25 protein-coding genes are annotated in these 22,670 nt (G+C 69.7%); 15 read left to right on the top strand and 10 right to left on the bottom strand.

Annotated elements, in window-relative coordinates; all coding sequences use genetic code 11:
• The first annotated feature begins 67 nt into the window (after positions 1-67).
• The 3 genes from ACZ60J_RS23275 (at position 68) to ACZ60J_RS23285 (ending at position 1,998) form a co-directional block, all read left to right on the top strand.
• Positions 68-754, top strand: a complete 687-nt coding sequence (locus tag ACZ60J_RS23275) for a DUF1707 SHOCT-like domain-containing protein (RefSeq protein ID WP_469684562.1) — start codon at positions 68-70, stop codon at positions 752-754.
• Between the two features lie 68 nt (positions 755-822).
• On the top strand, positions 823-1,422 hold the full coding sequence (locus ACZ60J_RS23280; protein WP_469684563.1) for a TIGR03086 family metal-binding protein: 600 nt from the start codon (positions 823-825) through the stop codon (positions 1,420-1,422).
• Positions 1,423-1,623: 201 nt separating this feature from the next.
• Positions 1,624-1,998, top strand: a complete 375-nt coding sequence (locus tag ACZ60J_RS23285) for a WhiB family transcriptional regulator (RefSeq protein ID WP_374213444.1) — start codon at positions 1,624-1,626, stop codon at positions 1,996-1,998.
• Between the two features lie 135 nt (positions 1,999-2,133).
• On the opposite strand, the gene glpX is transcribed toward ACZ60J_RS23285, so the two are convergent.
• On the bottom strand, positions 2,134-3,165 hold the full coding sequence (gene glpX / locus ACZ60J_RS23290) for a class II fructose-bisphosphatase (protein ID WP_469684565.1): 1,032 nt from the start codon (positions 3,163-3,165) through the stop codon (positions 2,134-2,136).
• A 210-nt stretch (positions 3,166-3,375) separates the two neighbouring features.
• Here glpX and ACZ60J_RS23295 point away from each other — a divergent pair, with 210 nt between their 5' ends.
• A complete protein-coding gene (locus ACZ60J_RS23295; RefSeq protein ID WP_469684870.1) occupies positions 3,376-3,894 on the top strand; it encodes a DUF4245 domain-containing protein in 519 nt (172 codons plus the stop codon).
• A gap of 135 nt (positions 3,895-4,029) precedes the next feature.
• Here the strand turns inward: ACZ60J_RS23295 and ACZ60J_RS23300 are convergent, their stop codons facing one another.
• The 4 genes from ACZ60J_RS23300 to ACZ60J_RS23315 form a co-directional block, all read right to left on the bottom strand.
• Complete coding sequence (locus tag ACZ60J_RS23300) at positions 4,030-4,620, bottom strand: malonic semialdehyde reductase (protein ID WP_469684567.1); 591 nt, start codon at positions 4,618-4,620, stop codon at positions 4,030-4,032.
• Positions 4,621-4,719: 99 nt separating this feature from the next.
• Positions 4,720-4,947, bottom strand: a complete 228-nt coding sequence (locus tag ACZ60J_RS23305) for an exodeoxyribonuclease VII small subunit (RefSeq protein ID WP_250742764.1) — start codon at positions 4,945-4,947, stop codon at positions 4,720-4,722.
• A gap of 68 nt (positions 4,948-5,015) precedes the next feature.
• Complete coding sequence (gene xseA / locus ACZ60J_RS23310; protein WP_469684569.1) at positions 5,016-6,227, bottom strand: exodeoxyribonuclease VII large subunit; 1,212 nt, start codon at positions 6,225-6,227, stop codon at positions 5,016-5,018.
• A 45-nt stretch (positions 6,228-6,272) separates the two neighbouring features.
• The gene (locus ACZ60J_RS23315) at positions 6,273-7,682 is read right to left on the bottom strand and encodes an APC family permease (RefSeq protein WP_469684571.1); all 1,410 of its coding nucleotides are present in this window, start codon (positions 7,680-7,682) and stop codon (positions 6,273-6,275) included.
• A gap of 87 nt (positions 7,683-7,769) precedes the next feature.
• Between ACZ60J_RS23315 and ACZ60J_RS23320 the strand changes: the two genes are divergently transcribed.
• Positions 7,770-8,810 carry a 4-hydroxy-3-methylbut-2-enyl diphosphate reductase gene (locus tag ACZ60J_RS23320; RefSeq protein ID WP_469684573.1) on the top strand — a complete coding sequence of 347 codons (1,041 nt, stop codon included), beginning with the start codon at positions 7,770-7,772 and terminating at the stop codon, positions 8,808-8,810.
• Between the two features lie 63 nt (positions 8,811-8,873).
• Positions 8,874-9,626, top strand: coding sequence for a polyphosphate--glucose phosphotransferase (ppgK, locus tag ACZ60J_RS23325; RefSeq protein ID WP_469684575.1), 753 nt, complete (start codon positions 8,874-8,876; stop codon positions 9,624-9,626).
• A 30-nt stretch (positions 9,627-9,656) separates the two neighbouring features.
• Here ppgK and ACZ60J_RS23330 read toward each other — a convergent pair whose 3' ends face one another.
• The gene (locus ACZ60J_RS23330; RefSeq protein WP_469684576.1) at positions 9,657-10,124 is read right to left on the bottom strand and encodes a DUF6542 domain-containing protein; all 468 of its coding nucleotides are present in this window, start codon (positions 10,122-10,124) and stop codon (positions 9,657-9,659) included.
• A 134-nt stretch (positions 10,125-10,258) separates the two neighbouring features.
• Between ACZ60J_RS23330 and ychF the strand changes: the two genes are divergently transcribed.
• From ychF to ACZ60J_RS23350, 4 genes are all read left to right on the top strand, one after another.
• Positions 10,259-11,347: a redox-regulated ATPase YchF gene (gene ychF / locus ACZ60J_RS23335; protein WP_469684577.1), complete on the top strand. Its 1,089-nt coding sequence runs from the start codon at positions 10,259-10,261 to the stop codon at positions 11,345-11,347.
• Positions 11,348-11,545: 198 nt separating this feature from the next.
• On the top strand, positions 11,546-11,827 hold the full coding sequence (locus ACZ60J_RS23340; RefSeq protein ID WP_327409024.1) for a type II toxin-antitoxin system Phd/YefM family antitoxin: 282 nt from the start codon (positions 11,546-11,548) through the stop codon (positions 11,825-11,827).
• Entirely contained in the window at positions 11,824-12,078 is a 255-nt protein-coding gene (locus ACZ60J_RS23345; RefSeq protein ID WP_469684579.1) for a Txe/YoeB family addiction module toxin, read from the top strand. The genes ACZ60J_RS23340 and ACZ60J_RS23345 overlap by 4 nt, the downstream gene beginning before the upstream one ends.
• A 140-nt stretch (positions 12,079-12,218) precedes the next feature.
• Positions 12,219-13,235, top strand: coding sequence for a hypothetical protein (locus ACZ60J_RS23350; protein ID WP_469684581.1), 1,017 nt, complete (start codon positions 12,219-12,221; stop codon positions 13,233-13,235).
• Between the two features lie 345 nt (positions 13,236-13,580).
• Here the strand turns inward: ACZ60J_RS23350 and ACZ60J_RS23355 are convergent, their stop codons facing one another.
• From ACZ60J_RS23355 to ACZ60J_RS23365, 3 genes are all read right to left on the bottom strand, one after another.
• Entirely contained in the window at positions 13,581-13,844 is a 264-nt protein-coding gene (locus tag ACZ60J_RS23355; protein ID WP_469684583.1) for a type II toxin-antitoxin system RelE family toxin, read from the bottom strand.
• On the bottom strand, positions 13,837-14,106 hold the full coding sequence (locus tag ACZ60J_RS23360) for a type II toxin-antitoxin system Phd/YefM family antitoxin (RefSeq protein ID WP_469684585.1): 270 nt from the start codon (positions 14,104-14,106) through the stop codon (positions 13,837-13,839). The genes ACZ60J_RS23355 and ACZ60J_RS23360 overlap by 8 nt, the downstream gene beginning before the upstream one ends.
• An 86-nt stretch (positions 14,107-14,192) precedes the next feature.
• Complete coding sequence (locus ACZ60J_RS23365) at positions 14,193-15,065, bottom strand: hypothetical protein (RefSeq protein ID WP_469684587.1); 873 nt, start codon at positions 15,063-15,065, stop codon at positions 14,193-14,195.
• Between the two features lie 195 nt (positions 15,066-15,260).
• Between ACZ60J_RS23365 and ACZ60J_RS23370 the strand changes: the two genes are divergently transcribed.
• The 5 genes from ACZ60J_RS23370 to ACZ60J_RS23390 all read left to right on the top strand — a co-directional run bounded on the left by ACZ60J_RS23370 (position 15,261) and on the right by ACZ60J_RS23390 (position 22,044).
• Complete coding sequence (locus ACZ60J_RS23370) at positions 15,261-16,439, top strand: CapA family protein (RefSeq protein WP_469684872.1); 1,179 nt, start codon at positions 15,261-15,263, stop codon at positions 16,437-16,439.
• A 146-nt stretch (positions 16,440-16,585) separates the two neighbouring features.
• Positions 16,586-18,865 carry a HAMP domain-containing protein gene (locus ACZ60J_RS23375; protein ID WP_469684874.1) on the top strand — a complete coding sequence of 760 codons (2,280 nt, stop codon included), beginning with the start codon at positions 16,586-16,588 and terminating at the stop codon, positions 18,863-18,865.
• Between the two features lie 2 nt (positions 18,866-18,867).
• Entirely contained in the window at positions 18,868-20,415 is a 1,548-nt protein-coding gene (pgsB, locus tag ACZ60J_RS23380) for a poly-gamma-glutamate synthase PgsB (RefSeq protein WP_469684589.1), read from the top strand.
• Complete coding sequence (locus ACZ60J_RS23385) at positions 20,412-20,894, top strand: poly-gamma-glutamate biosynthesis protein PgsC/CapC (protein ID WP_469684591.1); 483 nt, start codon at positions 20,412-20,414, stop codon at positions 20,892-20,894. Before pgsB ends, ACZ60J_RS23385 begins: the two co-directional genes overlap by 4 nt.
• A 79-nt stretch (positions 20,895-20,973) precedes the next feature.
• Positions 20,974-22,044 (top strand): C40 family peptidase, encoded by a 1,071-nt coding sequence (locus tag ACZ60J_RS23390; protein WP_469684593.1) that lies wholly within the window; start codon positions 20,974-20,976, stop codon positions 22,042-22,044.
• A 13-nt stretch (positions 22,045-22,057) separates the two neighbouring features.
• Here ACZ60J_RS23390 and ACZ60J_RS23395 read toward each other — a convergent pair whose 3' ends face one another.
• Positions 22,058-22,639 carry a Uma2 family endonuclease gene (locus ACZ60J_RS23395; protein ID WP_469684594.1) on the bottom strand — a complete coding sequence of 194 codons (582 nt, stop codon included), beginning with the start codon at positions 22,637-22,639 and terminating at the stop codon, positions 22,058-22,060.
• Between the last annotated feature and the right edge of the window lie 31 nt (positions 22,640-22,670).

Raw genomic sequence — 22,670 nt, forward strand, 5'->3', positions numbered from 1 at the left:
CTTTTGTTGTGAGGTAAGGCTCACTGCCCAGTATCGCGATCTATCGTGTCTCGCTATGCTGTGGTGCGTGGACCTGGAAAAGCAGCCCTCTCAGCCCCCGCAGCCCTCATCCGCTCCGGCCCCCGCCCCCGGGCTGCGCGCCTCCGACGCGGACCGGGACCGGATCGCGCAGATCCTCGCCGACGCCGTCGCGGAGGGCCGGCTGACCGGCGAGGAGCACTCCGACCGGCTCGACTCGCTGTACGCGCTGAAGACGGTCGCCGAGCTGGACGTGCTCGTACGGGACCTGCCCGCGCCCGGCGCGGGTGCGCACCAGGAGGCCGTGTACCGGGCCGTGGGCGCCCCGGCGGGAGCCCCGGTCGAGACGGTCGTGGCCGTGTGCAGCAGCTCCTCCCGCAAGGGCCGCTGGCGGCCGGGCGCGCACACCCGCGCCGTCTCCGTCATGGGCGACATCAGCATCGATCTGACCCAGGCCGTCTTCGAGCAGCAGGTCACCGAGATCAACGTGACCAGCATCCTCGGCAACGTCGAGATCCTGGTCCCGGAGAACGTCACCCTGCGCGGCTACGGCAGCGGCGTCCTCGGCAACTTCGAGGTGCGGGGCGAGGGGCGCGGCGAGACCGACCCGCAGGCCCCGGTCGTGATCGTCCGCGGCTTCGCGCTGCTGGGCAACATCGAGGCCCGCCCCAAGCTCGGATCCCGCCTGGTGGATCTGGCGAACCGGCTCCGCAAGGGCCGCGAGGGTGCGGTCTGAGGCCGACACGACGACAACTGGGGCTCAAATAAGTCCCTTTGGCCGGTAGCGGTCCGTAGGGTCGGCCCATGACCGAATCCAAGTGGGACCTGCTCGACCAGGCGTACGGGGCTCTGCGTTCCGTCGTCGCCGCCATACCGGCCGACGCCCTCGGCGCACCGACGCCGTGCGACCAGTGGAATGTCGGCCAAGTGCTCCAGCACGCGGCCGGCGACCAGCTCGCCTACGCGGGCCGCCTCACCGGCGGGCCGGGACCGGCCGAGGACCCCTTCGCGCCCACCGGCACGCTGGCCGGCAGCCCCGTGGAGCTGCTGGAGCCCGCCCTCGTCGCCGGCGCCGAGGCCTTCGCCGGGGTCGCGCCGGGCACCGCCGAGGTGGCCGTGCCGCTGCCCCCGTTCACCCTCCCCGCGGAGACCGCGGTCGCCGCGGCCGCGCTCGACGCCGCCGTCCACGCCTGGGACCTTGCGGTCGCCACCGGCCAGGCCTCCCCGCTCACCCCCGCCCTCGCGGCGGCCCTGAGCCCGGCCGCCCGGCTGCTCGCCGAGCCGCTGCGCGGGTTCGCGTACGCTCCCGCGCTCGATCCCGCGCCCGATCCGGACGCCGATCCGGCCGGTGCGCTGCTCGCCTTCCTGGGCCGCCGCAGCGACTGGACGCCGCCAGGGGCGTGACGCCCGGGTGACGGGCGCGGGGCCGGGAGGGGTGGTGCGGCGCGGGGCCGCGGGGCCGCGGGGCCGCGGGGCGGCCGGGGCGGGAGCACCTTTCGGTCGAACCGGCCGGATCGGCGGCACTCGGTGCATAGGGGCGCGCACAGCGGGTAGGGACAGGTGCGTCGCCTCTCTCGCTCGCGTATACGTCGTCAGGAGTAGACCGTGCCGCATCCGCCGCGCCAGTCCCTGCAGGTAGCCGCCGTCCAGAGTCTTCAGGGGCGCCCGGCGGCTGTCGTGCCGAAGCCGCGGGTGCCGGCCAGGGAAGAGGACGGCCCATGGCACGCGGATGCGGTGTGCCGGCGCGACGAGGCCGGGTTGTTCTTCGCCCCGTCCAAGGAGCCGACCGCCGCCCGGCTGTCCCGCGAGGACGCCGCCAAGCGGGTCTGCGCCCGCTGTCCCGTCATGGTCGCCTGCCGGGAGCACGCACTGATCCAGCCCGAGCCCTACGGAGTCTGGGGCGGGCTGACGGCCGCCGAGCGCCGGGTGGTGCTGGCCCGCCGGCGGCGCCGGGCGGGGGAGCTGCGCGAAGCCTCGTAGGGCCGCAAGCCTCGTAGGGCCGAGGCCTCGGAGCAGTGCAGCCTCGGAGCGAGCCGTCCCGTCGGACGGCACACCGAAGGGGCGCCCCCGCCGCACGCGGGAGCGCCCCTTCGGTGTTGCCGTGCCGCCCGCGGCCTACTTGGCGCGGTCGAAGTCGATCGCGCTGTACGCGCGGAGCTTCGAGAGGCGGTGGGTCGAGTCGATCTGCCGGATCGTGCCCGACTTCGAGCGCATGACCAGCGAGGAGGTGGTCGCGGTCTCCGAGCGGTAGTGGACGCCGCGCAGCAGCTCGCCGTCCGTGATGCCGGTGGCGACGAAGAACACGTTGTCGCCGGAGACCAGGTCGTCCGTGTACAGGACGCGGTCCAGGTCGTGGCCCGCGTCGATCGCCTTCTGGCGCTCGGCCTCGTCCTTGGGCCACAGCTTGCCCTGGATGGTGCCGCCCATGCACTTGATGGCGCAGGCCGAGATGATGCCCTCGGGGGTGCCGCCGATGCCGAGCAGCAGGTCGATGCCGCTGTCCTCGGTCACGGCCAGGACCGAGCCGGCGACGTCTCCGTCGGAGATGAACTTGATGCGCGCGCCGGTCTCGCGGATCTCCTTGACGATGCCCTCGTGGCGGGGGCGGTCCAGGATGATCACCGTGACGTCTTCCACGGCCATGTTCTTGGCCTTGGCGACGCGGCGGATGTTGACGGAGACCGGGGCGTTGATGTCGACGAAGTCGGCGGCCTCGGGACCGGTGACCAGCTTCTCCATGTAGAACACCGCGGACGGGTCGAACATGGCGCCGCGGTCGGCGGCGGCCAGCACGGCGATGGCGTTCGGCATGCCCTTGGCGTTCAGGGTGGTGCCGTCGATGGGGTCCACGGCGATGTCGACCTCGGCACCGGTGCCGTCGCCGACGTGCTCGCCGTTGAAGAGCATCGGGGCTTCGTCCTTCTCGCCCTCGCCGATGACGACGACGCCGTTCATCGAAACGGTGGAGATCAGGGTCCGCATCGCGTTGACGGCGGCGCCGTCGGCGCCGAGCTTGTCACCGCGTCCGACCCAGCGGCCCGCGGCCATGGCGGCGGCCTCGGTGACCCGTACGAGTTCCAGGGCGAGGTTGCGGTCGGGTGCCTCCGGAGAGACTTCGAGCTGGGGCGGCAGGTTGTGCTCGGTCATCGGAGCGCACCTTTCTGTACGGCGACGGCCAGAGTGAGGGTCCCTGGACTCTATCGGTACGTCGACATATTGAGCAGACCGGGTCACGTATGAGCGCCATATCGGTCAGCGGTTTGTCCTGAGCGGACATCTTGCGCGGCTCCTGGCGCGCCATCGGGACCCCGGCGGTGATCGCCCGGAGGCATGCGGGACGATGGTGTCGTGGCAGGTATGAAGGGCAAGCAGACGGTCGTGGACATGATCCGGTCCCTCGCGGTGATCGGGCTCGTGGTCGGGGGGATCTATTTGGTCATCCCACATGACGAGAAGGCCGATCCGACGAAGGTGGTCGACTACCGCGTCGAAAGCCTCACGGCCCGGCGCGCGGCCCCGTACCCCGTGGCGGTGCCCGTCGGGCTGCCCCCGGAGTGGCGGGCGACCTCGGTGGGATTCGCGCGCAAGGAGGCCAGTGCCTGGCACCTGGGCTTCCTGGACCCGGCGCAGCAGTACGTGGCGGTGGAGCAGTCCGCGGACGCCACGGACCGGTACATCGCGAAGGTCACCCGGCAGGCGGCGGCCACCGGGCAGACCCAGCAGGTCGGCGACCAGGTCTGGGAGCGCTGGGACGGCGAGAAGTACGACGCCCTCGTGCGGCACGAGCAGGGCTACGTGACGGTGGTGACCGGGACGGCCTCCTTCGAGCAGCTCGGCGCGATGGCGGCGGCGCTGGAGTTCAAGCAGGGCTCGTAGCGCAGGGCTCGTAGCGCAGGGCTCGTAGGGCACGCGGCTCGTACGACGCAGCACGGCGCGGCACGAACCGAAAAGGCCGCGCCCCCCGGATCCGGGGGGCGCGGCCTTTCGCGTTCACTGCCTTCGTGGCCGGGCTCAGACGGTCGTGATGACCTGGTCGAACTCCAGGCGCGGGGAGCGCGGGAACCAGGCGTTCTCGCCCGGCTTGCCGATGTTGATGACCATCAGCGGGGTGTGGTCGCCGTCCAGGAACTCCTTCTGGATGCCGGCGAAGTCCAGGCCGGTCATCGGGCCCGCGGCCAGGCCGGCGGCGCGGACGCCGATGATGAAGTACGCGGCCTGCAGCGCGGAGTTGACCAGCGCGGACTGCTCGCGGACCGGGCGCTCGGAGAAGAAGGCGTCCTTGGCCTGCGGGAAGTGCGGGAGCAGCTGCGGGAGCTCCTCGTGGAACTCGTTGTCCGCGGACAGGATCGCGACCAGGGGGGCGGCGGCGGTCTTGGCCTGGTTGCCCTCGGCCATGTGCTTGACGAGGCGCTCGCGGGCCTCGGGGGAGCGGACCAGGGTGATGCGCAGCGGCGTCTGGTTGAAGGCGGTCGGGCCGAACTTCACCAGGTCGTAGATCGCCTGGACCTGCTCCTCGGTCACCGGCTCGTCGGAGAACGTGTTGGCGGTGCGGGCCTCACGGAAGAGGAGGTCCTGAGCGGCGGCGTCGAGAACGAGAGACATCGAAAAGCCTTCTTCTGTGCGGGACTGCTGAAGCGATGTCCTGAGACTACGACGGAGATAGGTGAAAATTCAACTAAATATGGGAGCAGGTGAGCGAGATCACTCGCCGCCGGCCCCCTCCGCCGCCTCGCGCGCCGCCAGCGCCGAGTCCAGCCGGGCGCGGGCCCCCTCCAGCCAGTGCCGGCACACCTTCGCGAGCTCCTCGCCGCGCTCCCAGAGCGCGAGGGAGTCCTCCAGCGAGGTGCCGCCGGCCTCCAGCTTGCGGACGACCTCGATCAGTTCGTCCCGGGCCTGCTCGTACCCCAGCGCCGTATCGGTCTCGGCCATTCCCTCTCCCACCTTAAACCGCGAAGATCAACAAAGTGTTGTGACAGTGTGTCGTTTGTCAGGTCGGGTCAGGTCCCCGAGACCTCCACCGCGAACTCCCCCTCCGCCACCCGCGCCCGCAGCACGTCCCCCGCCGACACCTCCTCGGGCGAGCGCACCACGTGCCCGTCGGCCCGCTGGAGCACCGCGTACCCGCGCTCCAGAGTGGCGGCCGGGGACAGCGCCACCACCCGGGCGAGGGTGTGCGCCAGCTCCGAATCGGCCCGGTCCAGCAAGTGCCCCAAGGTCCGGCGGCTGCGCGCCAGCAGCGCGTCCACCTCCGCCTCCCGGGTCTCCACCATCCGCTGGGGGTGGACGAAGACCGGCCGCGCGAGCGCGTGCGCGAGCCCCCGCTCCTCCCGGTCCAGCAGCCCGCGCACGGCGCGCAGCCCCCGGCCCTGCAGCTGGCGTACCCGCTCCAGCTCCTCGCCGACGTCCGGGACCACCTTCTTCGCCGCGTCCGTGGGCGTGGACGCCCGCAGGTCCGCGACCAGGTCCAGCAGCGGGGAGTCCGGCTCGTGCCCGATCGCCGAGACCACGGGGGTACGGGCCGCCGCGACGGTCCGTACGACCTCCTCGTCGGAGAAGGGCAGCAGGTCCTCCACGCTGCCGCCCCCGCGGGCCACGATGATCACGTCGACCTCGGGCATGGCGTCCAGCTCCTTGACCGCCTGGACCACCTGGGGCACCGCGTGCACCCCCTGGACGGCGACGTTGCGCACCTCGAAGCGGACCGCCGGCCACCTGCGCCGGGCGTTCTCCAGCACGTCGCGCTCCGCAGCCGAGGCGCGCCCGACCACCAGCCCGACGAGCTGCGGCAGGAACGGCAGCGGCTTCTTGCGGTCCAGCGCGAAGAGCCCCTCGGAGGCGAGGGAGCGCTTGAGCCGCTCCAGCCGGGCGAGCAGCTCGCCGATGCCGACCGGCCGAATCTCGGTGGCCCGCAGGGACAGCTGCCCGCGCGGGGCGTACCACTCGGGCTTGGCCAGGACGACCACGCGCGCGCCCTCCGTGACGGAGTCCGCGACCTCGTCGAAGACCTGCCGGTAGCAGGTCACGCCGAGGGAGATGTCGTGCGAGGGATCGCGCAGCGTCAGGAAGACCACCCCCGCTCCCGGCCGCCGGGAGAGCTGCGTGATCTGCCCTTCCACCCACACCTGGCCGAGCCTGTCGATCCAGCCCCCGATGAGCCGGGACACCTGACCGACCGGCAGCGGCGCGTCAGCCGACGAATTCAGACCCATGCAGGCAGGCTAACCGCCCGCGCCGACACCGGCGTCGGAGACGGGCTAGTCCTGCCCGCGTCGCCCGTGCTGGGCCACCAGGACGCCCAGGCCCACCAGCAGCCACACCGCCCCCACCAGTTGCGCCGTCCACGAGGCCTCGACGATCACCGTGATGGTCACGGCGGCGCCGAGGACCGGGATCAGCAGGTGCTTGAACCAGTTCGGAGCCCCCTCGCGGCGCTTGACCACGAACCAGCCGACCACCGAGGCGTGCAGCAGCGTGAACGCCACCAGCGCCCCGATGTCGACCACCGACACCAGGTGGTCCAGCCCGTCGTCGCGCCGGGCCGCCCACACGGCCGCGATCAGCGTGACCGTCGCCGCCACCAGCAGGGCCGGGCGCGGGGTCCCGTGCGAGGTGTGCGCCAGGGCGCGGGGCAGCCGCCGCTCGCGGGCCATCGCGAAGAGCAGTCGGCCCGCCGCGGCCTGCCCGGCCAGGGCCGCGAAGGCGGCCCCGACGGCCTTGCTGACGGCGACCAGGTCGTGCAGCCACATCCCCACGGAGGCCTCGACCGTGGTGTAGAAGGCCGAGCCCTGCTTCCCCGGCTCGGCCGCCAGCTCCGCCGCCGAGAGCGGGGAGAGGATCGCCGCCAGGTACGTCTGGGCGATGAACAGCACCCCGGTCAGCGCCAGGCAGAACAGCACCGCCCGCGCCACCTTCGCGCTGCCGCCCGTCACCTCCTCGGCGAAGGAGGCGATGGCGTCGAAGCCCAGGTAGGACAGGACCGCCACCGAGACCGCGCCGAGCACGGCGGCGGTCGAGAAGCCGCCGAGCGAGCCGTCCCCGGTGAAGGGGGAGAGCCAGCCGCGGTGCTCCGCGCCCCGGGCCAGTACGGTCACCGCCGAGACCAGGAACACCAGCAGCACCGCGATCTCCATGGCCAGCACGGCGAAGCCCACCCGCGCGGCGGCCCGTACGCCCCACAGGTTCAGCAGGGTGGTCACGACCACCGCCAGGGCCGTCCACACCCACCGGGAGACCTCCGGGACCAGGGCGTTCATGGCGATCCCGGAGAAGAGGTACGCGACCGCCGGGATCAGCAGGTAGTCGAGCATCGCCATCCAGCCGGCGATCAGCCCGGGACCCTCGCCGAGGCCCTTGCGGGCGTACGTGAAGACGGAGCCGGCCTGCGGGGCCACGCGCACCATCTGCGCGTAGGAGAACGCCGTGAAGGCCATCGCCACCGTCGCGACGAGGTAGACGAGGGCGACGGCGCCGTGCGATTTGGCGTCGAGGGTGCCGAAGACGCCGACCGGGGCCATGGGGGCGATGAAGAGCAGCCCGTAGACCACCAGGTCCCGGAAGCCGAGACTGCGGCGCAGGGAGGTGCCGGGCGCGGCGGACGGCCCTCCGGCCGGGCCCGTCGGGCCGGGCGGGCCGGGTGGCGTGCTGGGATCCGTCGCGGACGCCATCGTTCCTCCGGAGGTGTGGCCTGTGTGGATGTTCGACCCAGTTTCTGCCGAACGGGCGATCCCCGGCCTGCTGGACACCCCCGTACGATGGAGCCCATGACTGCTGACGCCCCCGCTCCCGCATCCCGCCGCGTTCTGCTCGCCGCCCCGCGCGGCTACTGCGCGGGCGTGGACCGAGCCGTGATCGCCGTCGAGAAAGCGCTCGAACAGTACGGCGCACCGGTCTACGTGCGGCACGAGATCGTCCACAACAAGTACGTCGTGAAGACGCTGGAGAACAAGGGCGCCATCTTCGTCGAGCGGACGGAGGAGGTCCCCGAGGGCTCCATCGTGATGTTCTCCGCGCACGGCGTGGCCCCCGTGGTGCACGAGGAGGCGGCCCGCGGCAAGCTCGCGACGATCGACGCCACCTGCCCGCTGGTCACCAAGGTGCACAAGGAAGCGATCCGCTACGCGAACGAGGACTTCGACATCCTCCTCATCGGCCACGAGGGCCACGAGGAGGTCATCGGCACCTCCGGCGAGGCCCCGGACCACATCACCATCGTGGACGGCCCGCACGACGTGGAGAAGGTCACCGTCCGCGACGAGTCGAAGGTCGTCTGGCTCTCGCAGACCACCCTCTCCGTCGACGAGACGATGGAGACGGTCGACGCCCTGAAGACCAAGTTCCCGCTGCTCGTCTCGCCGCCGAGCGACGACATCTGCTACGCCACCTCGAACCGCCAGGAGGCGGTCAAGGTGATGGGCAAGGACTGCGACCTCGTCATCGTCGTCGGCTCCAAGAACTCCTCGAACTCCATCCGCCTCGTCGAGGTCGCCCTCGACGCCGGCGCGAAGGCCTCGTACCTCGTGGACTTCGCCACCGAGATCGACGAGGCCTGGCTCCAGGGCGTCACCACCGTCGGGCTGACCTCGGGCGCCTCGGTGCCGGAGGTGCTCGTCGACGAGGTGCTGGAATGGCTCGCCGCGCGCGGGTACGCGGACGTGGAGATCGTCAAGACGGCCGAGGAGTCCATCGTCTTCTCCCTGCCCAAGGAACTGCGCCGCGACCTGCGCGCGGAGGCGGCGGAGCTCGTCGCCGCTCCGGGGTCGGCTGCGGGCTCGGCTCCGGGCTCGGCGGAGTAGGAACACGGAAGCAGGACCGTCCACCGCAGGGCGCTCCGGCGGGTCCTTCTCTACGGTGGGTCCATGGAGATCTTCGGCGTGGACATCGGCGGTTCAGGGATCAAGGGCGCTCCCGTGGACCTGGACCGTGGCGACCTGGCGCAGGAGCGCCACAAGGTGCTGACACCGCACCCGGCCACCCCCGACGGGGTGGCCGGCTGCGTCGTCGAGGTGGTGCGCCACTTCGACTGGGACGGCCCGGTGGGGGTGACCTTCCCCGGGGTGGTCACGGGCGGGGTGACCCGGTCGGCGGCCAACATGGACAAGTCCTGGGTCGGCGTGGACACGGCGGCGCTGCTCTCCTCGCGCCTGGACGGCCGCCCCGTGACGGTCCTGAACGACGCGGACGCGGCCGGGGTCGCGGAGATGGCCTACGGCGCGGGGCGCGGGGTCGACGGCACCGTCATCCTGCTCACGCTGGGCACCGGGATCGGCAGCGCGCTCTTCACGGACGGGCACCTGGTGCCCAACAGCGAGCTGGGCCACCTGGAGCTGAAGGGCCACGACGCGGAGAAGCGGGCCTCGGTGAAGGCGAAGGACGACGGCGACCTGACCTGGGAACACTGGGCGCGCAGGGTCGGGAAGTACCTGGCGCACGTGGAGATGCTGTTCTCCCCGGACCTGTTCATCATCGGCGGGGGCGTGAGCCGCAAGCCGGAGAAGTTCCTGCCGCTGATCGAAGGGGTCCGGGCCCGGATCGTGCCGGCGGAGCTGCAGAACAACGCGGGCATCGTGGGCGCGGCGATGGCGGCACGTTCGGCTACCGGGGCCGGGTAGCGGGCTGATCCCCCCGGATCCGGGGGGCCTCTACGCCGCGCGGCGGGGCATGCGGCGGCGGCCGATGAGCACGGCCTTGCGGACGAGTGCGATCAGCGCCGCGACGAGCGTGCCCGCGTACAGCCAGCCCGCGTGCAGGGACAGCGCGGACACCAGCCCCATCACCTCGCCCGCGAAGCCGCCGGAGCCGCCCGACACGGGCCACACTCCGGCGGCGAAGGCGATCGGCGCGGTGATCGGCGCGGTGATCAGGTCGGCGGGCCGCACCCAGAGCGCGGTCGCGGCGGCCACGGGCAGGAACATCAGCCCGTACGCGAACAGCGAGGCGTCGAACAGCAGCCAGTCGAGGCCGCCGATCAGGAACATCGCGGCGCAGGCGAAGAGCCCGCCGCCGAGCCCCGTCAGCCGGGGCCGGGGCAGCCGGCGTACCGGGGACCGCCCGGGGCCGGGGTTCCGCTCCGCTGGGTGACGTACCGTACGCGCCTTGTATCGCTCCACCCCCCAAAACTAGGCCGGGAGGCCGTCGATCGGGTGCCCGGACACGCGTACAACCGGGCCCCCTCATCGGAAAGTAAACTGTCCGGTGGCCCACTCCGGGCCGCCGCCCCCTCCAGCTACGGGAAGTCGCCAACGTGTCGCTCACGATCGGAATCGTCGGCCTGCCGAATGTCGGCAAGTCGACCCTTTTCAACGCCCTGACCAAGAACGACGTGCTGGCGGCCAACTACCCGTTCGCCACGATCGAGCCGAACGTCGGCGTCGTCGGCGTTCCGGACGCCCGCCTCGGCGTCCTGGCCGGCATCTTCGGCTCCGCCAAGCTCCTCCCGGCGACGGTCGACTTCGTCGACATCGCGGGCATCGTGCGCGGTGCGTCGGAGGGCGAGGGCCTCGGCAACAAGTTCCTCGCGAACATCCGCGAGTCGGACGCGATCTGCCAGGTCATCCGCGCCTTCAAGGACGAGAACGTCGTACACGTCGACGGCAAGGTCTCGCCGAAGGACGACATCGAGACGATCAACACCGAGCTGATCCTCGCGGACCTCCAGTCCATCGAGAAGGCGGTGCCGCGCCTGACGAAGGAGTCCCGCCTCCAGAAGGAGAAGATCGCGGTCCTGGCGGCCGTCGAGAAGGCCACGAAGATCCTCGAAGCGGGCGACACCCTCTTCTCGCACGGCATCACGAAGGGCACGGAGCAGGGCGACCTCCTCCACGAGCTCCACCTCCTCACGGTCAAGCCGTTCCTCTACGTCTTCAACGTGGACGAGGACGAGCTGACGGACGAGGCCTTCAAGGCCGAGCAGAGCGCGCTGGTGGCCCCGGCCGAGGCGATCTTCCTGAACGCCAAGCTGGAGGCCGAGCTCATCGAGCTCGACGACGAGGAGGCCCTCGAACTCCTCCAGTCGGTCGGCCAGGAGGAGCCGGGCATGGCCACCCTCGGCCGCGTCGGCTTCGCCACCCTGGGCCTGCAGACCTACCTGACGGCCGGCCCGAAGGAAACCCGCGCCTGGACCATCAAGAAGGGCGCCACCGCCCCCGAGGCCGCCGGCGTGATCCACACCGACTTCCAGCGCGGCTTCATCAAGGCGGAGATCATCTCCTTCGAGGACCTGGTCGCCTGCGGCTCGGTGGCCGAAGCCCGCGCCAAGGGCAAGGCCCGCATGGAAGGCAAGGACTACATCATGCAGGACGGCGACGTGGTGGAGTTCCGCTTCAACGTGTGACCGGATGAAATAACACCACGTCGTTGACGTGGCAAACATGCAGGTCAGATGGGGTCCACCTCTCCGAGGGTGGGCCCCTGGCCTTTCCCCGTGCTGGATGGGTGCTGGATCGGCTGAGGCGCCATCAGTCGGTTCCCCTCTCGAATGACACCAAGAGTGGTACGTTATTGAGTACCACTTGATGGGAGGGTTGAGGTTATGTCCATCACTGCGAGTGAAGCGCGCAAGGAACTGTTTCCGTTGATCAAAAAGGTCAACGAGAATCATGAGGCCATCGAGATCGTCTCCAAGCATGGCAACGCCGTGCTTGTCTCGGCCGAGGACTACATGGCGCTGCGCGAGGGCTCCTACCTGCTGCGCTCACCAGCGAACGCCCGGCGGTTGCTCAAGGCGTACGAGAACGCTCTGTCGCACACCAATGTGTCGGAGCGTGAGCTGATCGATCCCGAGTCGCCGGACGCGGGTGCGGGTGCCGCGTGAGGCTCGTCTTCGAGGATCAGGGCTGGGAGGACTACACGTCCTGGCTCAAGAACGACCGTAAGATGCTCGCCCGGATCAACAAGCTCATCGAAGATGTCAGGCGTGACCCCTTCGTGGGCATTGGCAAGCCGGAGCCGCTGAAGTATCACCTGCCTGGGGCCTGGTCGCGACGGATCGACGACGAGCATCGCCTCGTGTATCTGGTGACGGACAATGAGATTGTCATCCTCGCTGCCCGGTATCACTACTGATCGGGGAGTGTCCGGTGTGCTGGGACAATAGCCTGCTTTAAACCTCGTTTTTCGCAGGTGGTATCTCTGTGTTCGGCGTCCGCTCCGCCGTAGCTGAGTTTCGGTTCGATCTTTCGTGTGGTGAAATAGGGAGTCGCTGAATGGCTGATGTCACCTTCCTTAGTCAGGCCGAACCAGTTGATGAGTACGGTCGTGCTCTTTATGCGGTATCGCGGTCAATTCTGAGGGCTCATTTTGATGAATTGTCGCAAGCAGACCTTGAAGACCTCAATTGCGATCGGGTTGATGTCACGTTTCGACAGCTTGCTAAACTCGCTCGCCTGCACCGCGACAAGGGGTCGCGTGGGGATGGGTTTGAGTGGGCCGTTCACGAGGCGATTGTCGGCGGCGAACCACGCGTTACCGATCTGGTCGGCGAAGCGCTCAGGAAGGTGAGCCCTAGGGCTTTCGCTGACTTGGACAGGCCTACGTCTCTGATGTTCGGTCACGAGCGTGCACGCCATCTCGGATTCACTGAGGCCGTCGTCAACAATGCGAGTGGTGATGCGGTGTTGTTGCCTGACGGGTCAGGTCGGCCGTTCGCATTTGGATCCTGGGTGCCGATCGCTGCTCGCGGTGTCGCCGCCGAACCTGATCTGCGGGAACGGATCAAGAAGGTATGGAAGACCGACCTGTTCCTGAGTGGTACGGAGAAGGTGCGGTTTGCTGCCGCGACCATCAAAAGCAATTGGCATCAACTCGAAGACGGCAATGGACTCCGAGTGGCCATTGTTCCACAGGCCCTGGACCTTCCGGCGGGATATCAGAGGTGGAAAAGTCTGCATCTGATTGCACTGCCAGACCCCGACGGTTTCATGGGCTTGTTTAACGATGCGTATGAAGCAGTTGCTGAAGCGATTCTGACGGTTGGCAGGCATGATCGCGCACCCTATTATTACAAGCCGAGCGCGAAGGCCCAGAAAATTCAGGCGCAACTGGAGAAGTATGGGAAGGTGAAAGTGGTAGATATACTTGACGCCCTCAACGAAGCAGCGCAGCAGAATCTGATTACTGTCGACCGCAAGCTCATGTCGGTGGAAGCTCCGACATGGCTCAATATCAATGAAAAGCGCACGCCCATCATCGCACCAAGGCCGGCGTTCGAGAAGCTCGACTGACCTCGGGGGTCGCAAGGGTGTGTCCGGTCGATGGTCTCGAAGTTGATTCTGACTCCATCCAGTGGCGCGCCGGTCGGACTTCTGTTCGCAGGAACTGAACCTCCTGCGTCGCGAGGGATATCTGCCAGCTGGGGATGTGTTTACGCTCGGAAAACTGTCTGGGGGACCCACTCGCCGGCTACCAGCGTCTCCCTCAAGGTGTCCTCGATCGGGTGGCGGTTGCAGATTCCGTGTGCTCTCTGCTGAAGGTTCCGCTTCAACGCCTGACCGGACGTGGGCAACCACAACGGCCTGACCTGTGAGAAAGCAGGTCAGGCCGTTGTGTGTCCGCAGAACCCGGAGCCGCTACGTGTCGTACACCGTGGAGCGGTGTCCGACGTGTACGACCCGCACGACCAGCTCCCCGTCGTCGATCGTGTAGACGATGCGGTAGTCGCCGACCCGTAGGCGGCGGCGCTCAGGCTGGGATACGAGTGCGGTGGTGTTGAAACCGAAGGGGTCGCTCTCCAGCTCGGTCAGTCTGACCAGGATGCGAAGTGCCATGTCACGCGGGATCTTGCGCAGCTCGGCCTGGGCCTCGGGCCGGAACACCGTGCGGTAGTCACTCACTGCGTGCCAGGGTCTCCCTCATCACGTCCTCGATCGGGACGCCGACGGCCGCGCTCGCCATGCGCTCGTCGATGATGCGGTTGATCTCGCGCTCTTCCCACTCCTGGTACTTGCGCAGCACCTCGATCGAGACCACGGCGGCGACCTGCTTGCCGCGACGTGTGATGACAGTGGGCACGTCGTCGCGGTCGGCCCGCTCGACGACTTCCGCCAAGTGGGCGCGTACGTCGCGAATGGACTCTATGGGCAGCGGCTGGATCATGCTTCAAAGGTACCGAGTGTGCCATGTGTACACAAGGGCGCCTCGGTCGGTGCCGGTGGCAGGCGTGGCGGCATGCGGGGCGGGCGTCACGGCGTGGACCAGCGGTGGGTGAGGGCCGTGATGGCCTTCGCCACGTCGGTGAGGCGGGAATTGTTCGTTCTTGTGGCGCGGGCGAGTTCTATGTGGAGGAAGCGGAGGTTTTCGTCGGCTGCCGTTTGGCCCTGTTCGTTTGATGTGCCCGATAGTTTGCATGTGCGGGCGTAGGCTCGGCAGACCTCCAGGCCCGCTTTGGTCAGGGCCGTCGACAGGGTTTTGGCCTCGGATACGGCGCGGCCTCCGGCGCCCGTCGAGACGACGGCGTCGAATTCCGGGAAGGATTCGTTGGCGAATCCGTGGAGCTGTACACCGGGTAGGCGTCGCTTTGTGAGTTCTTCGATGACCTGGTGGAATACGGAATCTGTACGGTGGGCGACGTCGGCGGAGTCGCCCTCGCCGGCCGTGCGGTGGGCGCCGGCCAGGACCATCACTCCGCCGGGCGCTCCGCGCAGTACCCGGGCGCCGAGGCGCTCGGTCTCCTGGTCGGCGATCGGGTGCGGGACCTGCACGCTCCAGCTCGGCTTCGCGCCCAGGTCCACGTACACCCGGCCCCATCCCCGGTTCCCGGGGCCCGGCGTGCCCGCCGCGTCTGCGATCTCGGCGAAGTGGCGGCCGCTCGCGGTGTCCGTGAACGCCTGCACGGTGTAGTCGACCTCGGCCAGGCGCCCCCGCGCCCCCTCCCGGTCGCCGTCCAGGAGCAGGGCGACGCCCCGGGTGACCGTCCGGCGTTCGTCCGCCGTGGGGATCCGGTAGCCCCCTCGCTCTCCGAACCCCTGCGTGAATTCCGTGACCCGGCTCTCCAGGTCGATCCCCGGAGCCGCCGGAGGTGTCGTGTGCGTCGGGGGATCGGAATTAACCTGCAATTCACCTGATGGTCGACAGGAGGATATTGCGAAATACGCCATAATCGCGGCCACCGCCATCAGTGCGCACAGAGTTGCCTTAATCGTTATACGTTTCGCAAGGAACGGAGTCATGGTCGGATAAAGATAGACCGAGTGAAGATATCCGCCTCTCTCGTTGCGTTCCTCCGTTCCGGGGTTGTCCTCCTCCTCCTTCTGTCCACCGCCCTCACCGGCTGTGGGCTTCTCGGAGACGGGGGATCCGGTGGTGACGCCAAGGGCCGTTTGGCGGTGGGGGCCAAGGGGCGTTCCTTCACCGTGGCCGCGGCCGGTGACGTCCTCGTCCACCCCGAGCTGACCGCGCAGGCCGAGCAGGACGGCAAGGCCTCGGGCAAGGGCGGCGGCATGGACTTCGGCCCGATGATGGCCTCGGTGAAGCCGGTCATCAGCAAGGCCGACCTGGCGATCTGCCACATGGAGCCGGTGCTGGGCAAGCCCGAGGGGCCGTTCCAGAGCTTCCCCGACTTCCTCGCGCCGCCGCAGATCACCACGACCCTCAAGGACATCGGGTACGACACCTGCTCGACCGCGTCGAACCACGCGCTCGACCACGGCGAGGGCGGCGTCAGGAGCACCCTCGACGCCCTCGACAAGGCGGGCCTCAAGCACACCGGCTCCGCCCGCACCCCGGAAGAGGGCCGCACGCCGCTGATCATGGACGTCAAGGGCGTCAAGGTCGCGCAGATCTCCTTCGCCGGGGGATTCAACGGCCGCCAGGTCCCCGCCGACAAGCCCTGGCTGGTGAACAAGACCTCGCTGGACGCCATCTCGGCCGCCGAGAAGGCCGCCCGGGCCGCCGGCGCCGAGGTCGTCATCCTCAGCATCCACTGGGGCACGGAACACCAGCCCGCCCCGAACGCGCTCCAGTTGGGCCTCGCCAGGAAGATCTCCGAGAAGACCGGCATCAACCTGGTCATCGGCCACCACGCCCACGTGGTCCAGCCCATGGAGAAGGTCGGCGACATCTGGGTCGCGTACGGACTGGGCAACCAGCTCGCCCGGCACGAGGTGCCCAGCGGACTGTCCGAGGAAGGCGTCATCGGCTGGTTCGAGTTCGCGGAGAAGAACGGCACCTGGGAGGTCCGGGCCCGGTACGTCCCCACCTTCGTGGAGCTGCCCCCTGACCCGGAGGCGGCCGACCCCGCGGTCAAGGTGCCCGACACCGGACAGGTCAAGGACCACCGGCTGATCGACCTCGCCACCGCGCTGAAGGAAGGCGGCGGGCAGACGCCCGAGCGGCGCGCCCGCTACCGGCTCGCGTACGACCGCACCGAGGGCACCTTGCTCAACCGGGGCGGTGGCAAGGACGGACTGGCTCCCCTGACCAACCGCTGACGAGCGACAGCGATGGCGACAGCTCAGCTACAGCGATGAAGAAGCGCCGTACGGCGAACCGTCCCGCACCCTTACCCACATCCACAGGAGTCCCGTTGTCCGCGTCGCGCACGAAGCGGCGGCAGAAGGTCCGTCGCAGGGCGGACATGTCGCTGCTGGGCGGCATCCGGCCGCCCATCGCCGCGCTGTCCGCGCTGCTGCTCGCCCTGGCCGCGCTCACCGCCTTCCACCTCGGCAAGGTGGGCAACGAGTCCGTCCCCGAGGCGGTCCGCACCTCGCAGCAGTACTTCGCCGAGGACGGCGCCATCGCGATGCGGGCTTCGCTGGACGAGTCGATCACCGACCTCTCCCGTACCGCCACCCTCTTCAACGCGGGCAGTCCGGTCTCCGCCGACACGGTGCTCGACAAGCTCGGCAACGTCTACCAGAAGTGGCGCGGCACGGCCGTCATCGAGGTCGCGTCGGGGCGGCTGGAGGCCCAGCGCGGCGAGAACGTGCCGCTGACCGCCCTCGACCACACCAAGCCCACCGAGGCGGGCGGCCTCGTCCCGCGCATGGTGCGGCTCGAGAACGGCGAGACCCGCCTGCTCACCTTCGCCGTACTGTCCTGGCCCGGCCAGCCCCAGAAGCTGCTGGTCGCTTCGAGCAGCCTGCGCTTCCCCGGCGTCAGCCTCGGCAAGTTCCGGGCCATCGCGGTCGCCGACTCCACCGGGCAGATCCTCAGCAGCGACGGCCTCGCCAACGACGAGCAGATCCAGTCGGACGACGTCAAGGAAGAGACCGAGCGGGCCCGCAAGCAGCTCAAGAAGTACGCGAAGATCGCCGCGAGGAAGACGAAGGCCAACCCGCTGACCACCAAGGAGCCCGGCGCGGGCGGGTTCCGCGGTGTCAGCGGCAGCCTGCTCGGCCCCTCCGCCGGCGGTGAGCGGCCCGTCGTCGGCTACGCGAGCCTGACCGGTCCCGAGGCGGGCAAGGGCACCGCCGCCACCGCCCTCGGACTGACCGTCATCTCGCTCGTCGCCGTCACCGAGGACCCCACCACCGTCGTCGACCCGTTCTTCGGGATCGCCGCCGCGGCCGTCCTGCTCGTCATCGGCCTCCTCGCGGTCTCCCTCCTCATCGGCACCGTCCAGAGGCCGCTGCTCCAGCTGTTCCTGGAGAGCCGCCGGCTCAGCCGCGGCGACCTGCAGCGTCCGGTCAACCGCCCCAAGTACGGCGAGGCCGCCCGCATCGGCACCGCCCTGGAGCGGCTGCGCCGCCAGCTGCTCGGCGAGTCCGCCGAGGCCCAGAAGGCCCACAACCCCGGCCGCGGCCGCGGCCGGATCGGCGCCCGCGCCCTGCTCGCCACCTGCGGCGCGCTCCTGCTGCTGTGGTCCGCACCCCTGGTGCTGCTGCTCAACCGGGCCGGCGCATCCGTCCCCGTACCGCAGACGCTCGTACACGACCAGCGCGAGCGCACCGACACCATGGCCGACCGGGTCCGCCGCGCCCTCAACGAGGGGCACGCCGACCTCACCTCCGTGGGCTCGTTGATCGGCCCAGCCACCACCCCCGCCGAGATGACCGGCATCCTGGAGCGCACCCTCAGGCAGCACCAGCGCTACGAGTCGCTGTACGTGCTCCAGGAGAACGGCACCATCACCGCGAAGGTCGGGGCCGAGCCCCGGCACCCGGACGCCAAGGCCCCCGTCGACGAGCCGGTGCTGCTGCTGGAATCCGGAAACGCGCCGGTCATCATCGAGTTCGCGGCGGCCCCCGGCCTCAAGGGCGCTTCCGTGGTGGGCGAGTTGCGCATCGACTTCCTCAACTCCCTGCTCAAGCGGCCCGGTCTGGGCGAGATCAGGGTGATCGACGAGAAGCAGCGCGTCATCGGCGGCAACAACGGCTACCTGGCCTTCCAGCAGTTGCCCAACGAGAGCATGCGGGCGCTGGCGGCCGGCGCCAACCAGAAGGTCGGCAAGGGCCCGCGACCCAGCAGCGTCCTGCTGCGCGGCCGGAACGAAGACCTCACCGGCATCACCATCGCCGCAGCGGTCCCCATGGCGGGCGGCGGCGCCGCGAAGCCGCTCGCCTGGACCGTGGTGAGCTGGCAGCCGGCCAAGGGCCTCGCCATCCCCGAGTACAACCTGCAGAACCGCACGGTGCTGGCCGGCCTGCTCGGCCTGACGGCCGCCCTGATCTGCCTCGGCTGGCTCCACATCGTGGTGATCCGGGCCCTGCGCGACCTCGCGCAGCGCGCCGAAGCCCTGGCGGACGGCGACCGCCGTACCGTCCTCTACCCGCGCCACCACGACGAGGTGGGCGCCGTCACCCGCAGCCTCGAAGTGGTCAGGCAGCAGCTCCAGGAGCTGCGCAAGAGGGAAGCCGGCGGCTCCGCCGCCCGGACCGCCCGGACCGGCCGGTCCGCCAAGGCCGGAAGGAACTGACCGTGCTCTTTCTCTTCAGCGTGCTGGTCGTGTGCTGCGTGGTGATGCTGATCGCCGGCATCGTCGAGCAGCGGCGCCACTTCGCGAACCTGGCGGACATACCCACCCGGGTGCTGGTCAACGGCATCCGCGGCAAGAGCTCCATCACCCGGCTCGTCGCGGGCGCGCTGCGCGGCGGCGGGCTGGTCACGGTCGCCAAGACCACCGGCACCGCGGCCCGCTTCATCCACCCCGACGCCACCGAGGAGCCGGTCTACCGCAAGTTCGGCATCGCCAACGTCGTCGAGCAGATCGGCATCGTCCGCCGCGCGGCGGCCTACAAGCCCGACGCCCTGGTCATGGAGTGCATGGCGGTGATGCCCCCGCTCCAGGAGCTCAACCAGGAGAAGCTGATCCAGTCCACCATCGGCGTGCTGTGCAACGTGCGCGAGGACCACGTGGCCGAGATGGGCCCGACCCTCGACGACATCGGCCGTTCGCTGTCCCGCTCCATGCCGCACGGCGGCATCTGCGTCACCGCCGAGAAGGACCGCTTCCACGTCCTCCAGGAGGAGGCGGACGCGCGGAACTGCCAACTCGTCTACGCCGACCCCGAGATCGTCAGCGACGAGGAGCTGCGCGGCTTCAGCTGGTTCACCTTCAAGGAGAACGTGGCCATCGCGCTGGTCGTGGCCGAGCTCCTCGGCATCGACCGGGAGACCGCGCTGCAGGGCATGTACGACGCCCCGCCGGACCCCGGCGTGCTCTCCGTCGAGCGCTACATCGGCCCCGGCGACAAGCGGCTGCGCTTCGCGAACGTGTTCGCGGCCAACGACCCCGAGTCCACGCTGATGAACATCAACCAGCTCCTCGACCTCGGTGCGATCAGCCGCCCGCTGAACGTGGTGATCAACTGCCGGCCCGACCGGGTCGAGCGCAACGGCCAGATGGGCCAGATCGTGCCCGACCTCCAGCCCGACAAGGTGTTCGTGATCGGCCACCCGGCGAAGAGCGCCATCGACGCGATCCCCGCCGAGTGGCGCGACCGCGCCGTCGACCTCGGCGGTGACCGCGACGGCGAGGAGTTCATGCACGAGCTCCTCGGCCACCTCGGCCAGGAGTCCTCGCTCGTGGCCATCGGCAACATCCACGGCCAGGGCGAGATCCTGCTGGAACACCTCGCCGAGCTGCCCTCCTTCGAGGAGGACGGCGAGGCCCCGGCCGGGCCCGGATCGCCGGGTCAGTACGTACGGCACGACCAGACCATGGCGCTGTACGTCAAGCACCTCGACCCGTACGCGAACCTGCCCGCGGCGGAGGAGGAGCGCCGGATGCGCACCCCGCACGTCCCGGTGCCGTACATCCCTGCGCCGCGCGGCGCGAACCAGCCGTACGCGAACCAGCAGTTCCCGCAGCAGTACCAGCCGTACGAGCCCCCGTACGAGCCCCCGTACGAGCATCTCTCGCCCGCGGAGCAGTCGTACCAGGCGGCGCAGTGGCCGCAGCTCCAGCAGCCGCAGCCCGCGCAGCCGCAGCCCCCACAGTGGTCCAACCCAGGAGAACCCCGTTGATCCCCGCCGTCCTCACCCCCGAGATCGCCGCGATCGGCATCGCCCTGGGTCTGCTGTTCTCTCTCGTCTGCTACCTGACGACGAACCTTTCCCCCGGCGGCATGATCACCCCGGGCTGGCTCGCCCTCACCCTCATCGAGGACCTCCAGCGCGCCGCGATCGTGCTCGGCGTCACCGTCCTGACGTACGCGCTCACGCTCGTCGCCCAGCGCTACGTGATCCTCTACGGCAAGCGGCTGTTCGCGACCGTCGTGCTCATCGGCGTGCTGCTCCAGGGCGGCGTGGTGATCCTGCTGCAGATGAAGTTCCCGCTGCTGTACGCGAACCAGACCCTCGGCTTCATCGTGCCCGGCCTGATCGCCTACCAGCTGGTGCGCCAGCCCAAGGGGGCCACCCTGCTGGCCACCGGCTCCGCGACGCTCATGACGTACGTCGTGCTGACCGCCGGCATCCTGCTCGGCGCCATGCCGCACGCGTGACCCCGGCCCGGCCCCCCGCCCCCGCCCGCCCCTTCGTCGGTGCTGCCCGCCGCCCGACCGACCTCGCCCGGAGCATCCGATGACCACGCCCAAGCGCCGCACACGTCCCGTCCTGCACGCGGCCACCGTGATCGCCCTGCTGGCCGGCAGCGTCTACTTCACCATCGAGCTGCGCAAGGAGGAGCAGGCCAAGGCGCCGGCCATCCAGTCGCTCGTCGACGCCCCCGTAGCGGCCAAGGGGGGCGACGAGGGCGCCCAGAAGTGGGAGCGGCTGAAGAACCCCGAGCGGTCCGTGCTGCGCGACGCCAAGGGCGGGATCCTCGCCACCTTCACGGACGGCGCCCGCACCGCCACCCTCACCGGCCCCAGCCGCACCTTCACCGAACCGGCCACCACCAAGACCCGGGTGGTCACCGAGAACTGGGTGCGGCTGATGCCGGAGACCTGGCGCGGCGGGGCCGAGAAGGAGCAGTGGTTCCAGGAGTGGTTCAAGAAGTACCAGGGGAGCGAGGAGGACGACCTCTTCGCGATCGCCTTCCAGTACGGAGACCAGGCCCCGGTGAAGAAGGACGCGGAGGGCGTCGCGTACGCGGGCGACGCGAACTTCGGCCCGATCAACCCCAAGGGCTCGGTCGGCAACGACTACCGGCTGGAGGAGTCGGACTTCTACGACTACCTCGGCATCCCGTACACCTTCCGCAGCGGCACCACCGCGAAGCCCGAAGCGATGCGCGCCCGCTCGATGGACTGCTCCGGCTTCATCCGGACCGTGTTCGGCTACCGGGCGCGCTTCCCGCTGATGGCCTCGGACACCGCCGGCGACGGCCTGCCGCGCACCGCGAACGGCATGGCCCGCTCCAAGGCCGGCGTGGACGTCATCCCGCTCAAGGGTGTCGGCGCCGACGGCCGCCCCACCTCCATCGACGTGCTGCAACCCGGTGACCTGCTGTTCTTCAAGCTGGACGGGCGCACCGGTGACCGGCTGGACCACACCGGCATGTTCCTCGGCACCGACACCGACGGCCACCAGATCTTCATCTCCAGCCGCGAAGAGGCCAACGGCCCGACCATCGGCGACAAGGGCGGCACCTCCCGCCTGGACGGCAACGGCTACTACGCGGCGACCCTGCGGAGCGCGAAGCGGCTCTGACGGGCCACGGCTTTCAGCTGCTTCGGGGTGGCGTGAGCCTGTCGAGGTCCAGGCTGACCTCGAAGGGGACCGGGCGCCGGAGGGTGCCGCGGAAGATCCCGGCGGGCGCGTAGGCGCCGGTGGGTGTGTCGAGCTCGTAGACGTGCACGACGGGTGCCCCGTCCTCGTCCTCGATGCACCAGTAGTGGGGGATACCGGCCTCCGCGTACTTGCGCAGCTTTACGGTGCGGTCGCGGTGGGCCGATTCGGGGGAGACGACCTCGACGACGAGATGGACGTCTTCCGGGGCGTACCAGGTGCGGTCGGGATCGTAGGGCAGGTCCGTCAGCAGGAGCTCCGGCTCGGGTCGGTTGCGGGCATCGAGGCGGATCGTCATCTCCCGCTCTACCTCGAAACCGGCGGGAACCTGGGTCATCAGCGCGGTGGTCAGGGCGGTGACGAGGCGGCCATGCCAGGACCGCTGCGGCGACATCATGAAGACGAGGGCTCCGTCGATCAGCTCGGTGTGGCGGGGCGCCTCGGGGAGGCGGTCGAGGTCCTCCGCGAACCAGCCTTCCGCGCGCGGCGGGCGCATCCAGTCGGGCAGTGCGGTCATGGGTCAACCCTAGCGATTGCGGCCGTCGGGC

The sequence above is a fragment of the Streptomyces sp. NPDC104226 genome (assembly GCF_055584085.1).

Coding starts and splice junctions, on each gene's coding strand:
- ACZ60J_RS23280 (WP_469684563.1), top strand. CDS start 823: ATGACCGAATCCAAGTGGGACCTGCTCGACCAGGCGTACGGGGCTCTG.
- glpX (WP_469684565.1), bottom strand. CDS start 3,165: ATGACCGAGCACAACCTGCCGCCCCAGCTCGAAGTCTCTCCGGAGGCA.
- ACZ60J_RS23295 (WP_469684870.1), top strand. CDS start 3,376: ATGAAGGGCAAGCAGACGGTCGTGGACATGATCCGGTCCCTCGCGGTG.
- ACZ60J_RS23300 (WP_469684567.1), bottom strand. CDS start 4,620: ATGTCTCTCGTTCTCGACGCCGCCGCTCAGGACCTCCTCTTCCGTGAG.
- ACZ60J_RS23305 (WP_250742764.1), bottom strand. CDS start 4,947: ATGGCCGAGACCGATACGGCGCTGGGGTACGAGCAGGCCCGGGACGAA.
- xseA (WP_469684569.1), bottom strand. CDS start 6,227: ATGGGTCTGAATTCGTCGGCTGACGCGCCGCTGCCGGTCGGTCAGGTG.
- ACZ60J_RS23315 (WP_469684571.1), bottom strand. CDS start 7,682: ATGGCGTCCGCGACGGATCCCAGCACGCCACCCGGCCCGCCCGGCCCG.
- ACZ60J_RS23320 (WP_469684573.1), top strand. CDS start 7,770: ATGGAGCCCATGACTGCTGACGCCCCCGCTCCCGCATCCCGCCGCGTT.
- ppgK (WP_469684575.1), top strand. CDS start 8,874: ATGGAGATCTTCGGCGTGGACATCGGCGGTTCAGGGATCAAGGGCGCT.
- ACZ60J_RS23340 (WP_327409024.1), top strand. CDS start 11,546: ATGTCCATCACTGCGAGTGAAGCGCGCAAGGAACTGTTTCCGTTGATC.
- ACZ60J_RS23350 (WP_469684581.1), top strand. CDS start 12,219: ATGGCTGATGTCACCTTCCTTAGTCAGGCCGAACCAGTTGATGAGTAC.
- ACZ60J_RS23360 (WP_469684585.1), bottom strand. CDS start 14,106: ATGATCCAGCCGCTGCCCATAGAGTCCATTCGCGACGTACGCGCCCAC.
- ACZ60J_RS23375 (WP_469684874.1), top strand. CDS start 16,586: ATGTCGCTGCTGGGCGGCATCCGGCCGCCCATCGCCGCGCTGTCCGCG.
- ACZ60J_RS23390 (WP_469684593.1), top strand. CDS start 20,974: ATGACCACGCCCAAGCGCCGCACACGTCCCGTCCTGCACGCGGCCACC.
- ACZ60J_RS23395 (WP_469684594.1), bottom strand. CDS start 22,639: ATGACCGCACTGCCCGACTGGATGCGCCCGCCGCGCGCGGAAGGCTGG.